16 protein-coding genes are annotated in these 16,950 nt (G+C 62.5%); 7 read left to right on the top strand and 9 right to left on the bottom strand.

Translation table 11 applies throughout. The annotated features are described in order from the left end of the window. The first annotated feature begins 7 nt into the window (after positions 1-7). The 4 genes from GQ59_RS16085 (at position 8) to GQ59_RS16100 (ending at position 3,692) form a co-directional block, all read left to right on the top strand. Positions 8-877, top strand: coding sequence for a fumarylacetoacetate hydrolase family protein (locus GQ59_RS16085; RefSeq protein WP_037082925.1), 870 nt, complete (start codon positions 8-10; stop codon positions 875-877). Continuing rightward, the gene (locus tag GQ59_RS16090; RefSeq protein WP_037082926.1) at positions 874-1,377 is read left to right on the top strand and encodes a MarR family winged helix-turn-helix transcriptional regulator; all 504 of its coding nucleotides are present in this window, start codon (positions 874-876) and stop codon (positions 1,375-1,377) included. The genes GQ59_RS16085 and GQ59_RS16090 overlap by 4 nt, the downstream gene beginning before the upstream one ends. Positions 1,378-1,689: 312 nt before the next feature. Further along, a complete protein-coding gene (locus GQ59_RS16095) occupies positions 1,690-2,748 on the top strand; it encodes an alcohol dehydrogenase (protein WP_037082927.1) in 1,059 nt (352 codons plus the stop codon). Then, entirely contained in the window at positions 2,745-3,692 is a 948-nt protein-coding gene (locus GQ59_RS16100) for a thioesterase family protein (RefSeq protein WP_152564348.1), read from the top strand. Before GQ59_RS16095 ends, GQ59_RS16100 begins: the two co-directional genes overlap by 4 nt. Before the next feature lie 158 nt (positions 3,693-3,850). Here the strand turns inward: GQ59_RS16100 and GQ59_RS16105 are convergent, their stop codons facing one another. The 5 genes from GQ59_RS16105 to GQ59_RS16125 form a co-directional block, all read right to left on the bottom strand. Next, positions 3,851-4,573, bottom strand: a complete 723-nt coding sequence (locus GQ59_RS16105; protein WP_051903996.1) for an enoyl-CoA hydratase/isomerase family protein — start codon at positions 4,571-4,573, stop codon at positions 3,851-3,853. A gap of 10 nt (positions 4,574-4,583) precedes the next feature. Then, complete coding sequence (locus GQ59_RS16110; protein ID WP_037082931.1) at positions 4,584-6,935, bottom strand: xanthine dehydrogenase family protein molybdopterin-binding subunit; 2,352 nt, start codon at positions 6,933-6,935, stop codon at positions 4,584-4,586. A 274-nt stretch (positions 6,936-7,209) separates the two neighbouring features. After that, positions 7,210-7,989: an alpha/beta fold hydrolase gene (locus GQ59_RS16115; RefSeq protein WP_037082932.1), complete on the bottom strand. Its 780-nt coding sequence runs from the start codon at positions 7,987-7,989 to the stop codon at positions 7,210-7,212. Between the two features lie 14 nt (positions 7,990-8,003). Further along, positions 8,004-9,128 carry an LLM class flavin-dependent oxidoreductase gene (locus GQ59_RS16120; protein WP_037082935.1) on the bottom strand — a complete coding sequence of 375 codons (1,125 nt, stop codon included), beginning with the start codon at positions 9,126-9,128 and terminating at the stop codon, positions 8,004-8,006. Positions 9,129-9,191: 63 nt separating this feature from the next. Beyond that, positions 9,192-9,803 carry an NADPH-dependent FMN reductase gene (locus GQ59_RS16125; protein ID WP_037082937.1) on the bottom strand — a complete coding sequence of 204 codons (612 nt, stop codon included), beginning with the start codon at positions 9,801-9,803 and terminating at the stop codon, positions 9,192-9,194. Between the two features lie 195 nt (positions 9,804-9,998). Between GQ59_RS16125 and GQ59_RS16130 the strand changes: the two genes are divergently transcribed. Then, complete coding sequence (locus GQ59_RS16130; protein ID WP_037082939.1) at positions 9,999-10,706, top strand: GntR family transcriptional regulator; 708 nt, start codon at positions 9,999-10,001, stop codon at positions 10,704-10,706. A gap of 54 nt (positions 10,707-10,760) precedes the next feature. On the opposite strand, the gene GQ59_RS16135 is transcribed toward GQ59_RS16130, so the two are convergent. From GQ59_RS16135 to GQ59_RS16150, 4 genes are all read right to left on the bottom strand, one after another. After that, complete coding sequence (locus GQ59_RS16135) at positions 10,761-11,432, bottom strand: spermidine synthase (protein ID WP_037082941.1); 672 nt, start codon at positions 11,430-11,432, stop codon at positions 10,761-10,763. Between the two features lie 185 nt (positions 11,433-11,617). Beyond that, positions 11,618-11,833, bottom strand: a complete 216-nt coding sequence (locus tag GQ59_RS16140) for a hypothetical protein (protein WP_152564349.1) — start codon at positions 11,831-11,833, stop codon at positions 11,618-11,620. Positions 11,834-12,207: 374 nt separating this feature from the next. After that, a complete protein-coding gene (locus GQ59_RS16145) occupies positions 12,208-13,368 on the bottom strand; it encodes an LLM class flavin-dependent oxidoreductase (RefSeq protein ID WP_037082947.1) in 1,161 nt (386 codons plus the stop codon). Further along, a complete protein-coding gene (locus GQ59_RS16150) occupies positions 13,365-14,150 on the bottom strand; it encodes an alpha/beta fold hydrolase (protein ID WP_037082949.1) in 786 nt (261 codons plus the stop codon). The genes GQ59_RS16145 and GQ59_RS16150 overlap by 4 nt, the downstream gene beginning before the upstream one ends. Positions 14,151-14,518: 368 nt before the next feature. On the opposite strand from GQ59_RS16150, the gene GQ59_RS16155 reads away from it, so the two are divergent. Beyond that, a complete protein-coding gene (locus GQ59_RS16155) occupies positions 14,519-15,310 on the top strand; it encodes an SDR family NAD(P)-dependent oxidoreductase (protein WP_037082951.1) in 792 nt (263 codons plus the stop codon). Between the two features lie 138 nt (positions 15,311-15,448). Beyond that, a complete protein-coding gene (locus GQ59_RS16160) occupies positions 15,449-16,912 on the top strand; it encodes an NAD-dependent succinate-semialdehyde dehydrogenase (RefSeq protein ID WP_051903997.1) in 1,464 nt (487 codons plus the stop codon). The last annotated feature ends 38 nt before the right edge of the window (positions 16,913-16,950 follow it).

Consider the following 16,950-nt stretch of genomic DNA (forward strand, 5'->3'; position numbering starts at 1 on the left):
AGAAATCATGCGTTTTTGTCGCTATGACGATAATCGTCTCGGTGTGGTCGTCGGCGATCAGGTGAAGGACGTCACCAGCGTCCTCGATCGCCTGCCGAACTACCGTTACCCCTTGCCTCACGGCGACCAGTTCATGGCTCATTTCGCCGAATTGCGGCCCGTCATGGAGGAGATGGCGAAGACCGCGCCCTCGAAGCCGCTGTCCGACGTCGCGCTTCTGAGCCCGATCGCCAATCCCGGCAAGATCGTCGGCGCCCCGGTCAACTACCGGCTCCATCTCGACGAGGTGCTGGACAGCGACCAGCTGCATCACGGCATGAAGATCAAGCCGATCGCCGAGGCAGGCGTGTTCCTGAAGGCGGTAAGCTCGCTCATCGGCCCATCGGAAGGCGTCGTCGTCGACTGGGCCGACCGGCGCACCGACCATGAGATCGAACTCGCCGTGATCATCGGCAAAAAGGCGTTTCGCGTGTCGGAGGCCGATGCTCTCGACTACGTCGCCGGCTACGCCATCTGTTACGACATCACCATTCGTGGCCCTGAAGAGCGCAGCTACCGCAAGTCGCTCGACACGTTCAGCGTGCTCGGACCTTATGTGGTCACCGCAGACGAGATCCCGAACCCGAACAATCTCGATTTCGAACTGACGATCGATGGCGAGAGCCGGCAGAAGTCGAATACCAACATGCTGATCTTCAACGTCCAGAAGCTGATCGAATTCGCCAGCAAGGCCTATACGCTTTATCCGGGCGACGTCATCATGACCGGCACGCCCGAAGGCGTCGCCCCGATCGTTCCCGGCGACGTGCTGCACGGCAGGTTCGAAGGCATCGGCACGATGGACGTGAAGGTCTACGGCAACTGGGACAAGGCATGAGTTCGGAGCCCAACCCATCGGCAGAGGGAGACGGGCATGCCGTCCTTCTCGACGGTGTCGTCGGCATCCGCATCCGGCGCCTGCAGGCGCTGTTCGGCAATCATTGGCAGAATTGGTTCCGCGCCCGCTCGCTTGCGGTCACTCCGGTCCAGGGCGGCGTGCTGCTCTTGATCCGCCGTTATCCCGGCATCAGCCAGATCGCGCTCGCAAGGCGGCTGCGCATCGAACCGCCGACGCTGGTCCAGACGCTCGCCCCGCTCATCAAACACAAACTCGTCGAACGCGACCGCGCCGCCGATGACGGCCGCGTCTCCGAGCTGCGCCTCACCAAGGCCGGGCTGGACGCCGCAGCACTGGTGGATACCTCGCTGCCGCAGCACGAGGCGGATCTGCTGCGTTTTTTGTCTGTGGAGGAGCGGCAGACGTTTCTGGAGTTGCTGGACAAGGCGATAGCCGGAGCGGAGGCGGCGATCGAGGGGCAGGAAAAGGCGGAGGAGTAACGGGACTCGATGCGGCTGCCCTGGTTCTCCTTCTTTATGGAGAGCCGTTCCAGCCTCCCCGCAGTTATCCTACCTCTCCGTCGTCATCCTCGGGCTTGACCCGAGGATCCATCCACGCAAGGTCCTTCGCGTGAAAAGAGGCCTTCGCCGCAGGGGCGGCGCTGGATCCTCGGGTCAAGCCTGCGGATGACGGTGTGGTTGCACAGCCGCCACCAATTTAGAAGCGACCATATAACCAGCCACCCATTTCCCGATTGCCACATAACAGGCGCCCTGATATTAATTGCGCATGCATCTGGGAGGAGCGGCATCATGCGGTCATGGCAGGTATTCGAGGCATCGGAAGTGCTGCGGGAGGTCGAGGAGGCCACGCCCGAGCCTACCGGGAGCGAGGTCGTCGTTTCCGTATCCCATTGCGGGCTCTGCCATTCGGACCTGACCCTGTGGAAGGGCATTTTCGACATGGGCGACAAACAGGTGTCGATCGACAGTATCGGGATGAAGCGCCCGCTCACCCTCGGCCATGAAATCCTCGGCACCGTCACTGCCATTGGCCCCGAGGCCAAGGACGTCAAGGTCGGCGATGTCAGGCTCGTCTATCCCTGGCTCGGCTGCGGCGAGTGCGAAACCTGCCGTGCCGGCCAGGAGAACCTCTGCATGCAGGGTCGGCCGCTCGGCATGCGCAGGCCCGGCGGTTTCGGTAGCCATGTGGTGGTGCCGGACAGCCGCTATCTCATCGATACCGGTGATCTCGACCCCGCACTTGCCGCCACCTATGCCTGCTCTGGCCTTACCGCCTATTCTGCCATCCGCAAGGCGATGCCAGTTCGCCCCGACGAGGCGATCGTCGTGGTCGGGGCCGGCGGACTGGGCCTCAGCGGCATCGTCATCCTGAAGGCGCTCGGGCACCGGAATATCATTGTGGTCGATGTTTCGGAAGAGAAGCTGAAGATCGCAACCGAGGCCGGCGCTCAGAAATCTGTGCTTTCGACCGGCGACGACGTAACGAAGAGGATCGTCGATGCGGTCGGCCGGCCCGTCCGCACCGTTATCGATTTTGTCAACAACAGCCAGACGGCCGCCTTTTGCTTCCCGGCGCTGGCGCGCGGCGGCCGCGTCATCATGGTCGGCATGTTCGGTGGCCAGCTCACCATCCCGACCATGCGTATGGCGCAAGGGGGCTTGAGCCTGATCGGCAGCATTACCGGCTCGCTGCAGGATTTGCGCGATCTGGTGGAACTCGCCAAGAGCGGAAAACTCGACGCCATCCCCTATGAGGCTCTGCCGAAATCGTCGATCAACGACGCGATGAGCCGGTTGTCCAAAGGTGCGGTCAAGGGACGTATCGTTCTGGTGGAGGAGCCCGCGTGAGCGCACAGCAGGGCGGAATGATCGAGGTTTGGCGTGGCAGCGTGCGCCAGTGGGAGGTGGACGAGAACGCCCACTGGAACACTCAGTATTATGTCGCCCGTGCCAATGAAGGCCTGGCAGTGCTGTTCGGCCTCAACGGCCTGCCCGGCCTTTTCTCGCCGACGTCGGCCAAGACGATCGCCTATGACGAGCATCACATCCGCTTCCATCGCGAGGCACATGCCGGCACTTCGCTGCATATGACCGCTGGTTTCCTCGATATCGGCGAGACGACGGCGTTTGCGGTGCTGATGCTGTATAACAGCCATTCCGGCCAGCTGGCCGCGAGCTTCCGGATACGGCTCACCCATGTGGATGCGGCCGACCTCAAGACGCCCCGCCTTTGGCCTGCGGCTTTCCGCGAAAAGGTTTTCGCCTTGCTGGTCGAGACCCCCAGGGAAGCGCTTGCCCGCGGCACCGGCGACGAACCCGTTACGATCAGCGCCTCCCGCGACAGGGCGCTCTCGCTCGGTCTGAGGCGCACCGCCATGAGCCTGATCGAGCCGGAAGCCTGCGACGCCTTCAATCGCCTCGGCCCGCAGAATTTCATCGGCGCGGTCGGTGGCGGTGTGAAGCAGCTCACCGGCCCGATCCGCGAAATCGTCAGCAAACATGCCGTGACGCCGCCCGGCAAGATCGGCGGCGCGGTGCTGGAATTCCGCATCCTCTACGGTGAAACCCCGCGCGTCGGCGACTGTTTCGAGATCTGGGGCGGGTTGCAAAAGACCGACCACCGCGTCATGTCGCTGATCTTCTGGATGGTCGATCCCTTCAGCGGTCGGGTATTCGGCACGATGCAGTCGGTCGCTGTCGTGTTCGATCTCGATGCACGGTCGATCGTGCAGATCTCGCCGGCGGCCACCGAGGCGCTGGCAGCGCTGGTCATCGAGGGGCTAGCGCTTTAGGGGCGTAACCCTTTAGGGCCCGAGTTTCTCACAGCATCTCCCCTGCCTCCGACCCTTTCGGGCCACCTCTCCCCGCTGGGGAGAAGGTATTTGTGCCTCGCCGCGGCCGATCCTCCTCTCCCCTCAAAGAGAGTGACCGAGCAATGGGGTGAGGACACCTACCGGAACTTCTCCGCCGTCGCCACACAGTTGATGAGCGCGGCCAGTTCCTTGCGCGAGGCAAACGAGGTTTCCGGGCTCATCGAGAGGAAGGCCTTGATGCCGCGAACGGTCGGCACCGAGTTCTTTTCGAGCTGGCCGACGATACGTTCGACTTCGGCGTCGATGCCGGCATCGGCAACCGTGATGCCGACAATGCCGAGCATCTTGGCTTCGGTCGCAGGAATCACATCGCGGGTGAAGACCATGCGGGCGAGCGTGGCACGGGAAACCCGGTCTGCGAGAGCATTGAGCACCAGCGTCGGGGCGATGTCGTGGTTCATTTCCGGCACCTGGAAAGTCGCGCTTTCGGCGGCGATCGCGACGTCCGCGAGAGCCGCGATGGCGCAGCCGACACCGGCGGCCCTGCCGCGGATGGCGGTGATGAACGGAACCGGGATTTCGCGCAGCACTTCATAGAAATCGAGCACCGGATCGGAGATCGCGGTGCGCAGGTCGAGCGCGGTGGCTCGACTGCCAGCGGCCGGCATGGCCGCGCTGCGGCCGGTGCAGAAATCACCGCCCTTGGCACTCATCAGCACGACGCGGATTTCCGGCGACAGAGACTTCAGCGCGGCGGTGATCGCCTGCGCCATCTCGGGCGTCAGCGCATTGCCCTTGTCGGGACGGTTGAGGGTGATCTCGAGGACGTTCCCCCGGGTATTGATCAGGACGTCGGACAATGTTTTCTCCTCACGCTTCTTGTTTGGCTTTTGCCGTTCGGATCGCTTCCCAGATCCGGGAGGGCGTTGCCGGCATTTCTATATGCGTCACGCCGAGATCGGCGAGCGCATCGGTGATGGAGTTGATCGTCACACCGAGCGACGGTGTCGTACCACCCTCGCCGCCCGGACGGAAACCGAGCGGATGGCTTTTGGCTGGCACTTCGCTGATATGGGTGTCGAAGCTCGGGAAATCGGACGCGCGCGCCACCTGGTAATCCATGAAGGTGGCCGACAGGTTCTGGCCGGTCTCCTGGTCGTAATTCGACCATTCAAATAGCGCCTGGCCGGCCCCCTGCACGATTCCGCCATGGGTCTGGCCGTCGACGATCATGGGGTTCAATGCCTTGCCGACATCATCGACGGTCGAATAACGCGGAATATGGAAAAAACCGGTTTCCGGATCGATCTCGATCTCGCAGACCGCAGCGCCATAGGGATAGGCGAGCCCGTGGGTGGTTTCATCGGAAATCGCCGCAAGCGTGCCCCGCAGCTCGTCCGGCAGGCCGAGATCGTTATTCGCAGCCTGCGCCGCCTCGAACAGGCCGACGACGCCGTTCGACCCGCGGGCGCGAAAATGGCCGTCGGTGAAGTCGATCACTTCCGGCGCGACATTCAGCATGAAGGCGGCGATCCTGCGGCCGCGTTCGATGATCTCGGCAGTCGCCTTGTGCATGACGATGCTCGCGAAGCGCAAAGAGCGGCCGGAATGCGAACCGCCACCGGCCGAGACGAAATCCGTATCGCTGGCGCGGATCTGCACGACCTCGTGGGAAATGCCAAGGAAGGAACCGACCAGCTGGGCGAAGGCCGTCTCGTGCCCCTGCCCCGTATTCTGGGTGCCGATAACGACATCGACGATGCCGGCGGTCGGATCGATGGTGATCTCGGCGCGTTCACGCGGCACGCCGCTGGTGCCCTCGATATAGTTGGAAAGGCCGATGCCACGATACATGCCACGCTTGCGGGCTTCTGCGCGACGCGCCTCGAAACCTTTCCAGTCGGCCATCTCGAGCACCTTGTCCATGGCCGCGATATATTCGCCATTGTCATAGGTGACGCCGACCGGGTTCGAATAGGGCGATGCGTCATCGGGGATCATGTTGATCCGTCGCAATTCCACCCGGTCGAAACCGAACTTGCGCGCGGCAAGGTCGATCATCCGCTCGATGATGTACATGGCTTCCGGACGGCCGGCGCTACGGTATGGGATGGTCGGCACGGTGTTCGACATCGCCGCGCGGAATTCCACATGCGCGACCGGCACCCGGTAGAGGCTTGTCATCAGCTGAATGCCCTTGTTGAGGGCGGTGTAGGACACCGTGTGGGCGCCGATATTGCTGGTATTGATCGAGTGGAACGCCAGGAATTTGCCGTTTTCGTCGAGCGCAAGCTTTGCCTTCACATGCAGGTCGCGGCCCTGGAAATCCGACAGGAAGGCCTCGATGCGCTCCGCCTGATGTTTGACTGGCCGGCCGACAAGCTTGGCGGCGTAGGGCAACAGCACGAATTCCGGATAGGTGGCGTTGCGGGTGCCGAAATTGCCGCCGACATCGCGGGGTGCGACGACCCGCACGAAGGCCATGTCGACGCCGAGAGACGCCGCGATCTGCTCGCGCATCATCACGACGCCATGACCGCCGGAAGCGTGGATGGTGAACTTGCCGGTCTCCGGGTCGTATTCGGCGGCGGAGGAACGCGGCTCCATGTGGACGCCCGTGACCCGCTGCGCCCAGCTGGTGAATTCAAGGACATGAGCGGCCTTGGCGAAGGCCTCTGCGGTGCCGGCCCTGTCGCCGATTTCGCCGTCCATCGCCTTGTTGCCCGGAACATTGTCCCAAAGCTGCGGCGCACCCTCTTCCAGCGCGTCGACCCCGCGCACGACGGAGGGCAGTTCCTCCCATTCGATTTCGATCGCTTCTGCCGCGTCCTTGGCAAGATTGGTGCTCTCGGCGATCACCATGGCGACCGCCTCGCCGACGAAGCGGGCACGGTCGGTCGGCAGCGCCTGATGGTGGGTGCGGGCGCGCTCCGTGCCGTCATGGTTCTTGATACGGATGTCGGATCCGAACTGCGAACTGCCGATCGCATGCGGGATCGGCGCGATGCCGGCGGCGACGATATCCTCGCCGGTCAGGACGGCAAGCACGCCCGGCATGTCGCGGGCGGCCGACGTGTCGATGCCGCGGATGATCGCATGGGCATGCGGCGAACGCACGAAGGCGGCATAGGCGGTGTTTTCGAATTTGAGGTCGTCGGCATATTGACCCTTGCCGGTGATCAACCGGTTGTCTTCCTTGCGCCTGACGTCTTCGCCGATCATGCCATTCCTCCCATTCACATCGTCCCGCATATCCCGGACGACGGCATTCCGCAGGCGGCTCTTGGGCCTTCCTGAAGCGAAACGCAAATCAATTCATAATAGACATATCATATCCGTCAATGTTGAAAATTATGGCCTGCAGTATTTGGTCTCGAACGCCTTCCTCTCTCGACGACAACCGAGCGCCGACCGGAATGAGGGAAAACGCTATATCCCGCAAGAAAAAAGCCCAGACCGAGGTCTGGGCCAGGCTTCCCCGGGGAAGGGAATGGCGTCAGGCGGCCTCCGGCCCCTGGTTGAGCACATATCCGGGCCCGCGCTTCAGGAAGTCGGTCCAGAGCCGCAGCGTGCGCTCCGGCTGGTCGACCTCGATCGAATGGGCGGCGTCGAAGATGAAGGCACGCTGCGAGATCGGGATGTTGCGCTTCAGGTGTGCGCCGGCCTCGCCCGGCACGACCTTGTCTTCGGTGCCGAGCAGGATTAGCGTCACCGCCTCGATCGAGGGCAGGCGTGCACTCAGTGCCTCGTCAACCTGAATGTCATTGGCGAGGCGCTCATAGGTTTTGCCGTTGTTGGCCACGATATCAGACGATTTCGGCGCCGACCTGATCTTTTGAGGATGCGAGTAGAGCGCCTTGAACCGCGCGTCCGGATCGGCCGGCAGACCACCCTTGCCCTCGAAGCGGAACCCGGCAGGCACGCCGAGGATCAGATGGTCGACCATTTTCGGGTACTCCGCGGCAAGCCACAGGGCCGACCAGCTGCCGAAGGACGAACCGATCACGTCGAAACGCGGGCCGACAAGCTTTTCGGCGAACTCGGCGACCATGCTCGCCCAGTCCCGCACGGACTTCAGGCCATCATTGCTTTCGGTGCCGTCGAAGCCGGGGCAGATCGGCGCATAGACCGTGTGGTTCGCCGTCAGCACCTTCAGCGGTTCGGTCAGCATCACGCCGCCGGCGGCATGGAGATAGACAACCGGCTGCCCCGTGCCGCCGACATGATAGGAGAGCCTGCCGCCGGAAAGTTCGATCGTCTTCAATTCAAAGCCCATGGATCAAACTCCTCTTACAGGCCAGCGACTTCAGGGGCGACGCGGTCGCGGAACAGCTCCATGCCCCGGCGAACGACGCTGCCCGGCATGTTGCCGACCTTGATCGTCAGGTTCAGCAGGCCGCAATCGAGCTCCTGGCGCAGGCGCTTGATCTGCCTGATGACCGATTGGGGGCTGCCGCAGATGATCGAACCGGCTTCGATCTGTTCCTCGACGGTGCGGCCGCGCAGCGTGGCGAGGCGTTTCTGGAAGTTCTCGCCGGCATCGGCCTCGGTGTAGTAGCGGCTCTGTCCGAGAACAAGTTGCTGGGCGGAGCGCTGCGGGCGCATCAGCGTCTGGTGAAAGTAGGTCTGGGCGGCGGCCATGTGGTGCCTGGCCTCCTCGTCCGTATCGGCAATGCAGATCTGCTGGCCGACGAGAATATCGTCCGGCGTCGGCTCCCAGCCGTAGGAGCGGGCGGTCTTCTTGAAATTCTCGACGGCAGCCTTGGCGATCGACAGGTCCTGGATCAGCGTGATGCCCATGATCGCACGCATCTTGGCGACGAACTCCGCCGATTCCGCGTTGCTGGCGGACATCAGGATACGTGGATGCGGCTTCTGGATGGGCTTCGGCCAGATCGAGATGGCCGGGAACTGATAATGCTCGCCTTCCCAGCCGAAGGGCTCGTCCTCGGTCCAGCACTTGATGATCAGCTCGGTCGCTTCGCGCAGACGGCTGCGGGATTCGCTCGGGGGAATGTTGTAGGCGATGTATTCGTGCGGGATGCCGCGCAGGAAGCCGGCGATCAGGCGACCGCCCGACATCACGTCGATCATTGCATATTCTTCGGCGACGCGGATCGGGTTCAAGAGCGGCAGGAGGTTGCCGACGATGGCGATCTTCGCCTTGGACGTCTGGCGGGCGAGCGCGCCGGCGATCAGGTTCGGGTTCGACATCAGGCCGTAGGGGCTGAAATGGTGCTCGTTGCAGCCCACCCAGTCGAAACCGTAGTTTTCCGCGTCGACCATCTCGTCGATATATTCGTTGTAGAGCGCCTGGATGCGGGTGCTATCGATCCCGTGCGTGCTGACCGGCCATTCGTGCGGCAGCTTGTCGTAGTCGGGATAGGGCATCAGGTGGAAGAAATTGAACTTCATGGCAAGCTCCGCTGGGACCGCCGCCAGGTGAGGGCAACGGATCCGACGATGATTGAAATTGGATCAGTTGCTGACGACGAGGCGCGGCGCGCCGTCTTCGACGCGGCTCGCCATCACCATTTCGGCGAAGCTGACGACCTGCGAGGCAACGATTTCGAGCGGCTGCGCGACCTCGCGGCGGGCCGGTTTGCCGTCGACGAAAGGTTTCTCGTTGGATTTGATGGTCGCCGCGTAAGGGGTCGGCCAGCCGCGCAGCGCATGCACGACCGAACGCAGGCCGATCAGCGTTGCGCCGAGCGCCTGGTCGCCGGCGGCGCAGACGATGCAGCCGACGGCGCGGCCGTCGAAATAGGAGCGCGCGTCTCCCCGCATGTCTTCCGTATAGTCGATGACGTTCTTGATCATGCCGGACATGCCGCCGTGATAGCTCGGCGTTGCTATGACGATGCCGTCGGCACGGCGCATCGACTGGAGCAGGCGAAGGGCGGCCGGAGTGCGGTGCGTCACGCCAGGATCGAAGAGCGGCAGCTCAAGTTCTGCTCCGCAGATGAGATCGATCTCCGCGCCGGCCTGTTCGGCAGCCAGGAGACAATAGCGTAACGCGAGCTCGGAGCTCGAACCGGGGCGCTGGGTCCCGCCGATACCGACGATAAAAGGTTTGCGGGGCTGCGTCATAGGTCTCTCCTTCGGCAAAGCCGATTGCCTTATCAGGCCTCCTGAGAAGATCTTGTATACCTTTACAGCAAATGTCAAGGCTATTATGCCGTTTCAAAGCCACTATCCATCAACTGGTATACACTTTTTGTCGGTTGGCCTCGGTGAATGGTTTGTCGTAATCTCCCCCGCCAGGACGAAGGAACAGGTGACGGTTTGACGAATGAGACAACCAGGGACGGAGCCAAGGACGGGGCGACGCAAAGCGCCGTCGAAACCGCCTATCATCGCATCCGGCACCTGATCCTCACGGGCGAGATGCGCTCCGGTGACAAGCTGCTCGAAAACCAGCTCGCCGCCGCGATCGGCGTTTCCCGCACCCCGATCCGCGAGGCTTTGAACCGGCTGAATGCCGAGGGCCTCGTGGTGCTGGAACGCTACCGGCGGGGGATCGTCGCGGATTTTTCGCTCGACGACGCGGTCGAGATCTTTCGGCTGCGCGCCATTCTCGAAGGTCACGCGACCAGCCGCGCCGCCACCCGCATTTCGCAAGCCGACCTGCGGCGGCTGGAGGAGCTGGAACGGCTGATGGAGACCCAGTTCGAGGAACTCGGCTGGAACGAACATCTCGAAGGCTTCGACAAGCTCAACGGGGAATTCCACGCGGTGATCGCCGCTGCCGCCGAAAGCCCGCGGCTCGAAAAAATCCTCGCTTCCTCGCTGGAACTGCCGGCCTCGATCTTCAACCGCTATTCGGAACCGGTCGAGGTGCGCACGCGCCGTACCCACGCCCAGCACCGGGAAATCCTCGCGGCGCTGAAGGCCCGCAATCCCGAATGGGCGCAGGCGGCGATGAACGCCCATCTCTTTTCGCTCTTGCCCTCCGCTTCAGGCTCGCTTGAGCATGAAGACGGGGCGGAATGAGTGCGGTAGTGCCGCTCTCTTCGAAGCTCCCGCGGACTGGCCGTTGCCGATCCGCTACCGGTTGGTGGCCATCCACAGCACGTGGCGGCCGCCGCGCTTGCCGTTGGCACGGACATAAACTTCCTCGGCGGCAAATCCCACGTCCCGCAGCCGCCGGGTGAAGGCGGCATCCGGCGCCGACGACCAGACGGCCAGGACGCCGTTGTCGCGCAGCGCAGCCTTGGCGGCTCGAAGCCCCGCGTGGTTATAAAGGCTGTCGTTGGAAGCACGCGTCAGCCCGTCGGGGCCGTTGTCGACATCGAGCAGGATGGCATCGTAAGCGGCGTTGCGCGACCGGATCAGCGCCCCGACATCGCCGACATGAATATCGACACGCGGATCGTCGAGCGTCCCCTTGTGAAACTCCGCCATCGGCCCGCGCGCCCAGTCGACCACCGCCGGAACCAGCTCCGCGACGGTGACCCTGGTATCGTCCGGCAGGGCTCCCAGGGCCGCCCGCAGCGTAAACCCCATGCCGAGGCCTCCGATCAGCATGTGGATATTTTTCCGGCCCGCAATCCGCTCGCAGGAGAGCGTCGCCAGCGCCTCTTCCGAACCACTCAGCCGGCTGTTCATCAGCTCGGTCGAGCCGAGCATGATGGAAAATTCGGCTCCACGCTGCTTCAGGCGCAGTTCGCCGTCCTCGCCGGGAATGGTAGCGCGGTCAAGCTGGATCCAGGGAAGCATCGCTCTGTCTCATCGTCGTCTCGTCTGGGACGCCTCCTAACACAGACGTTGCAGCGAAAACACGGACTATCGGCGGTCGGCTTTAAGAATGCTCACCGAGGCCATGCTGAAGATGGCTTCGATATCGCCGGCGTGGAAACGGCCGCCAGAGGCCAAGCTGGGGCATGGAGGGACTACCTCCCTCTTCATTCCGATGGCAGTTGTGGGGCAGGCTCGGCAACACCCGACCTAAAACAGGCCGACAGCGGCGGAATTGTCAGCGCCTCGATCAGCACAAAAGCAAGCTCTTCGAGTTCGCCATCGGTAAGCTCCGAATAATCGTCTCCTTTCGGAAGATCATCCGGGCACCCGTCGTTGTTTTTTGGAATCATGTCTCGCCCCAGCCCGCGGCGAACATGCATGAAATTTGGTAAATAGCATCACCTTTTTTGATGCTGTGCTGCAAAATAAAAAGGCCCGCGCCTTTTCCCCCTGCGCGGGCCTCTCCCAAGACGTAACCTCTTCTACGCTCGACTTGGGAGAACACCATTGTACTCCGGACCGCGAAGTCCTCAATTCGTCCAAAAGACCTAGCACAAGGGGTATAGCCCCCAGGGGAGCGGCCGGCTTTTGGGGCGCCGGCCGCTAAGACCGCAGCGACTGGGGGGTGACAATAGTGCGGTCCTGCGCCTCAAATGACGACAATCGCGACCGCACATCAAGATGAACCTTGGGTTATATGACTACGCCCAAAGGCTTCATAGACTTGTCAAAATCATCAAATTGGCATCCCTCCTCAGGCCACCCGCCTGGCGGTCACGTTGCGTAGATACGGCATGACCTCCTTGGAGTAGATCTCCATGTTCTTGCGGGTTAGCTCGGCCGGTAGCGTACCGAACTGGAGGAGTGTCAGCAGATGCCCGAAGCCGATCTGGTCCTGGTATTCTTCCAGCTTCTCGCGCACCGTAGCCGGGCTGCCACAGATGAACTTGCCCTCGTCGATGACGCTGTCGATCGTCTGCTTCATCGAATGGCCGGCCTTGGCCGACATCGCCCCGACCATGGACTTCACCGAAGTGTAGCCCGGCGGCAGCAGCATCTCCATCGGCATGCGCAGGAATTTCTGCAGGAAGGCCTCGATATGGTCCTTGGCTTCGCGGCGGGCGATCTCGTCGGTCTCGGCCACATAGAGCGGCAGCGACCAGCCAAGCTGGTCCTCGGTCGCCTCGTAGCCGTAGCCGGCAGCGACGTCCTTGTACATCTTCATGTAGCGGGCGACGGTCGAGACCGAGGCGAAGGTCTGGAGATAGGTGTATTTGCGATCCGGATGGGCGGCCCATTCGATCGTCTCGCTGGATCCCTGGCTCGGGATCCAGATCGGCGGGTGCGGATTATCCTGGTAGACCCGCGGCCACACGTTCACGTATTCGAAACTGTAGTGCTTGCCTTCGAAGACGCTCGGACCCGGTTGCGTCCAGGCCTGCAGGATGAGGTCGTGGGCTTCCTGGAACCGCTCGTGGCTGAAGGCCGGATTGACGCCCCAGGAATGGTATTCGGCGCCGATGCCGCGCACCATGCCGGCGATCAGGCGGCCGCCGGTAATGTTGTCCACCATCGCGAATTCTTCCGCGACGGTCAGCGGGTTGTTGAGGAGCGGTAGCGCGCGACCGAGGATGGCGATCTTGACGTTCTTGGTGCGGCGGGCAAGCGCGCCGGCCATGACACCGGGGATCGGCATCAGGCCGTAGGCGTTCGAATGGTGCTCGTTGACGCAGATGCCATCGAACCCGAGCTGGTCGGCATATTCGAGCTCGTCCAGGTAGCGGTTGTAGAGCTGGTGGCCCTTCTTCGGGTCGTAATAGGTGTTCGGCAGGGTGACCCAGGCGGAATTGTGTTTCTCGTCATAGGAAAGATCGAGATCCGCATAGGGCATCAGGTGCATGAAGTAGAATTTCATCGCGTAACCTCCCCGATGAAGCCGTTGACCAGTTCGACGAAACGGTCCGCTTTTTCGATCTGCGGCAGATGTCCGCAGTTTTCGATGATCTCAAGCCGCGAATTGGGAATGAGGTCGCGCCATGCCGGAGCGTAAACGACCGGCATCGCCTTGTCGTCATCGCCCCAGACGATCAGCGTCGGTAGCGAAATGCGGTGCAGCCACTTGTGCAGGTCCGGATTGAGAAAACGCGGCTCCCAGGCGAGCTTGGCCGACGTGAGCTTGTTCCTGAGAAGGATTTCCATCTCCTCCTTCGACGGCGGCGGCGCCGCCAGCATCGCTTCCGCAAACGCCTGGTCGTGGAAGAGATTGCGGGCGGTCTCCTGCGGGCTCCACATGAAGACGTCGCCCTTGCGAATACCCTTCACGCGGATGCCAGCAGGCGCCACGACGGTCAGGGATCTGAGCTTTGTCGCGTTGCGGATGGCGATCTCGGCCGCCAGCCATCCGCCGATCGACGTGCCGACGAGGTGGGCCTTCTCAAGGCAGAGATGGTCGAGAAGATCCAGATAGAAGAAGGCGAGGTCGGAAATGTTGTCCAGCCATTCGGGGCTGTCGGAGGCGCCGAAACCCGGATGTTCCGGCACGATCACCTCGTGGGTTTCGGAGAGCTTCTCCATGAAGGGCAGCCAGCGCGAGGCGCCGCTCGCACCATGCAGGAAGAGCAGCGGAGCCCCCTTGCCTCCCCGCATGAGCCGGATCTTAGTGCCGGTGACGGTTTCAAGACTTTCGGTAAAGCTCATCGGTGTTTCACCCTCCCCGGGACCTGACGACCGTTATGGCAGGCGCTCCTCGGCACCCGCGAATGGCGGCAATCTGTATAACCTTTTGGGGAGGGTCAATATGATTCTGTCAAATTTTGATTGATAATAGCAAATTTCTAACTTGCATCTTGGGAAATTGCATACAAGGTTGGCGGGGTGGATTGAGCCGCGGGAAGGTTTCTCGAAGACCCCCTCATCCGCCTGCCGACACCGTCTCCCCGCTGGGGAGAGGCGGTATGCCGCACCGTTGCAGATCCTCTCTTTCCTCGAGGAGAGGGTGGCCGAGCGAAGCGGAGGCGGGTGAGAGGCGCTTCGGGCAAGAGCGAGGAGACTATAGGGAGGAAAAAATGCAGGCCGAAAAACTGTTTGATCTCAAAGGTCAGGTGGCGATCGTGACGGGCGCTGCAAGCGGCCTGGGGCTCGCCATCACCAAGACGCTTGCCGCCAACGGCGCGCATGTGGCGCTCATCGACCTCAACCCGGAAACACTCGCCGCCGCCTGTCAATGGCTGAACGGCCAGGGCTTTTCCGCCGAGAGCCATCAGGTCGATGTCTCCGACCGTGCAAGTCTGCGGAACACGATCGACGGTATTGCCGAAAAGCACGGGCATCTCGATATCCTCGTCGCCAATGCCGGCATCAGCGGTGGCCCGAATTCCCGCACCGAGGCCGGCGCGATCGAGAATGTCAGCGACGATCTGTGGAACAGGGTGGTGGACGTGAACCTCTCCGCCACGTTCATCGCTGTCCAGACCGCCGCCAGGCACATGAAGAAGCAGAAGAGCGGCCGCATCATCGCGATCGCCTCGATCGCCGGCTTACGCGCCGACCCGATGACCGGTTATGCCTATGCATCCAGCAAGGGCGCCGTCGTCAATCTCGTCAAGCAGGCCTCCTGGGAACTTGCGCCTTATAACGTTCTCGTCAACGGCATCGCGCCCGGCCCCTTCCGCACCAATATCGCTGGCGGCCGCATTCGCGAAGCGGAGGTGGAAAAGGCCTTTGCCGACACCGTGCCGCTCGGGCGCATCGCCGAGACGGACGAGATCATGGGGCTCGCCCTGCTTTTGGCATCGAAAGCATCGAGTTTCATGACCGGAGCGGTGATCCCGATCGACGGCGGTACGGTCGCTATTTGAGCCGAAGTGAACGTCGGAATTGACAATATCAGGCTCCCTGCTTTATCCCCTTGAAGTGGACGAGGAAGCCGGGTTTGAGAAAACCCGAAATTGACGGATGCCAAACGCACTCGTCTCATAAAAACGGAGGAGACGACCATGAACATCGCGACCAATCCAGCCGGCTCGTCCGACGGTTACCAATCCGCGCGTCTCCTGATCGACGGTGTCTGGCTGGAAAACGGCGACCGCAAGACGCAGCCGCTGATCAACCCGGCCACCGAAAAGGCGATCGGCGTGGTGCCGCATGCGACGGCGCAAGATCTCGACTGGGCACTCGAGGCCGCCAAGCGCGCCTTTCCCCTCTGGCGCGCCATGAGCCCGCGCGAGCGCGGCCGCATCCTGAAGCGCGCAGCCCAGCTGATGCACGAGCGGCAGGAAGAGATCGCCACCCTTGCAACGCTCGAAATGGGCAAGCCGATCGCCGAGGCGCGGCTGGAGACCCATTTCGCCACGGAAGAAATGGAGTGGTTCGCCGAGGAAGGCCGCCGCACCTATGGCCGCGTCATTCCCGGCCGTATCGGCGAAACCCGCTTCCAGGTGATCAAGGAACCGGTCGGCCCGACCGCCGGCTTTTCGGCGTGGAATTTCCCGGTCGGCAATGCCGCCCGCAAGATGGGCTCGGCGCTCGCCGCCGGCTGCACGATGATCTACAAGCCCGGCGAGGAGGCTCCGGCATCCGCCGCCGCCGTCGCCCAGTGCCTCATCGATGCGGGGGTTCCGGCCGGCGTCATCGCCGTCGTCTATGGCGTGCCGGACTTCATCTCGCGCCATCTGCTCGCCTCGCCGATCATCCGCAAGATCTCGTTCACCGGCTCGGTTCCGGTCGGCCAGCACCTCATCCGGCTCGCCTCGGAAAGCCTGAAGCGCACCACGATGGAACTTGGCGGTCATGCGCCGGTGCTTATTTTCGACGACGCCGACCAGACGGCCGCGCTCGACATGTCGGTGCAGCGCAAATACCGCAACGGCGGCCAGGTCTGCGTTTCGCCGACCCGGTTCTATGTACAGGACAAGTCCTATGACGCCTTCTGCGCCGGCTTTGCGGAGCGTGCCGCCAAGATCACGGTCGGCGACGGCCTCGATCCGGCGACCGGCATGGGACCGCTGGTGCACGGTCGCCGGCGTGACGCCATCGAGGCGCTGGTGCAGGACGCCACCGCGAAGGGCGCCAAACTGCTCGCTGGCGGGCATCGCATCAACAATGAAGGCTTTTTCTATGCCCCAACGGTTCTTGCCGACGTGCCGAGCGATGCGCGGATCATGAGCGAGGAGCCCTTCGGCCCCGTCGCCGTGCTCAACCGGTTCTCGGATTTCGAGGATGCGGTCACCAAGGCGAACGAACTGCCCTACGGCCTTGCGGCCTATGCCTTCTCCAATTCGCACAAGACCATCGCTAAACTTTCCGACGCGCTGGAAGCGGGCATGGTCGGTATCAATTCCTTCAACATTTCGATGCCGGAAACGCCGTTCGGCGGGGTAAAGGCCAGCGGTCACGGTTCCGAGGTCGGGATCGAGGGCGTCGATGCCTACATGGTCACCAAGACGATCAGCATCACCTGAGGACGGGTTTCCGGCGGGTTTCCAAGAATTTCCACAAG

It is taken from the genome of Neorhizobium vignae (genome assembly GCF_000732195.1).
GTDB classification, from domain to species: domain Bacteria; phylum Pseudomonadota; class Alphaproteobacteria; order Rhizobiales; family Rhizobiaceae; genus Neorhizobium; species Neorhizobium vignae.

Coding starts and splice junctions, on each gene's coding strand:
- GQ59_RS16145 (WP_037082947.1), bottom strand. CDS start 13,368: ATGAAATTCTACTTCATGCACCTGATGCCCTATGCGGATCTCGATCTT.
- GQ59_RS16115 (WP_037082932.1), bottom strand. CDS start 7,989: ATGGGCTTTGAATTGAAGACGATCGAACTTTCCGGCGGCAGGCTCTCC.
- GQ59_RS16125 (WP_037082937.1), bottom strand. CDS start 9,803: ATGACGCAGCCCCGCAAACCTTTTATCGTCGGTATCGGCGGGACCCAG.
- GQ59_RS16155 (WP_037082951.1), top strand. CDS start 14,519: ATGCAGGCCGAAAAACTGTTTGATCTCAAAGGTCAGGTGGCGATCGTG.
- GQ59_RS16150 (WP_037082949.1), bottom strand. CDS start 14,150: ATGAGCTTTACCGAAAGTCTTGAAACCGTCACCGGCACTAAGATCCGG.
- GQ59_RS16135 (WP_037082941.1), bottom strand. CDS start 11,432: ATGCTTCCCTGGATCCAGCTTGACCGCGCTACCATTCCCGGCGAGGAC.
- GQ59_RS16095 (WP_037082927.1), top strand. CDS start 1,690: ATGCGGTCATGGCAGGTATTCGAGGCATCGGAAGTGCTGCGGGAGGTC.
- GQ59_RS16140 (WP_152564349.1), bottom strand. CDS start 11,833: ATGCATGTTCGCCGCGGGCTGGGGCGAGACATGATTCCAAAAAACAAC.
- GQ59_RS16160 (WP_051903997.1), top strand. CDS start 15,449: ATGAACATCGCGACCAATCCAGCCGGCTCGTCCGACGGTTACCAATCC.
- GQ59_RS16090 (WP_037082926.1), top strand. CDS start 874: ATGAGTTCGGAGCCCAACCCATCGGCAGAGGGAGACGGGCATGCCGTC.
- GQ59_RS16110 (WP_037082931.1), bottom strand. CDS start 6,935: ATGATCGGCGAAGACGTCAGGCGCAAGGAAGACAACCGGTTGATCACC.
- GQ59_RS16120 (WP_037082935.1), bottom strand. CDS start 9,128: ATGAAGTTCAATTTCTTCCACCTGATGCCCTATCCCGACTACGACAAG.
- GQ59_RS16085 (WP_037082925.1), top strand. CDS start 8: ATGCGTTTTTGTCGCTATGACGATAATCGTCTCGGTGTGGTCGTCGGC.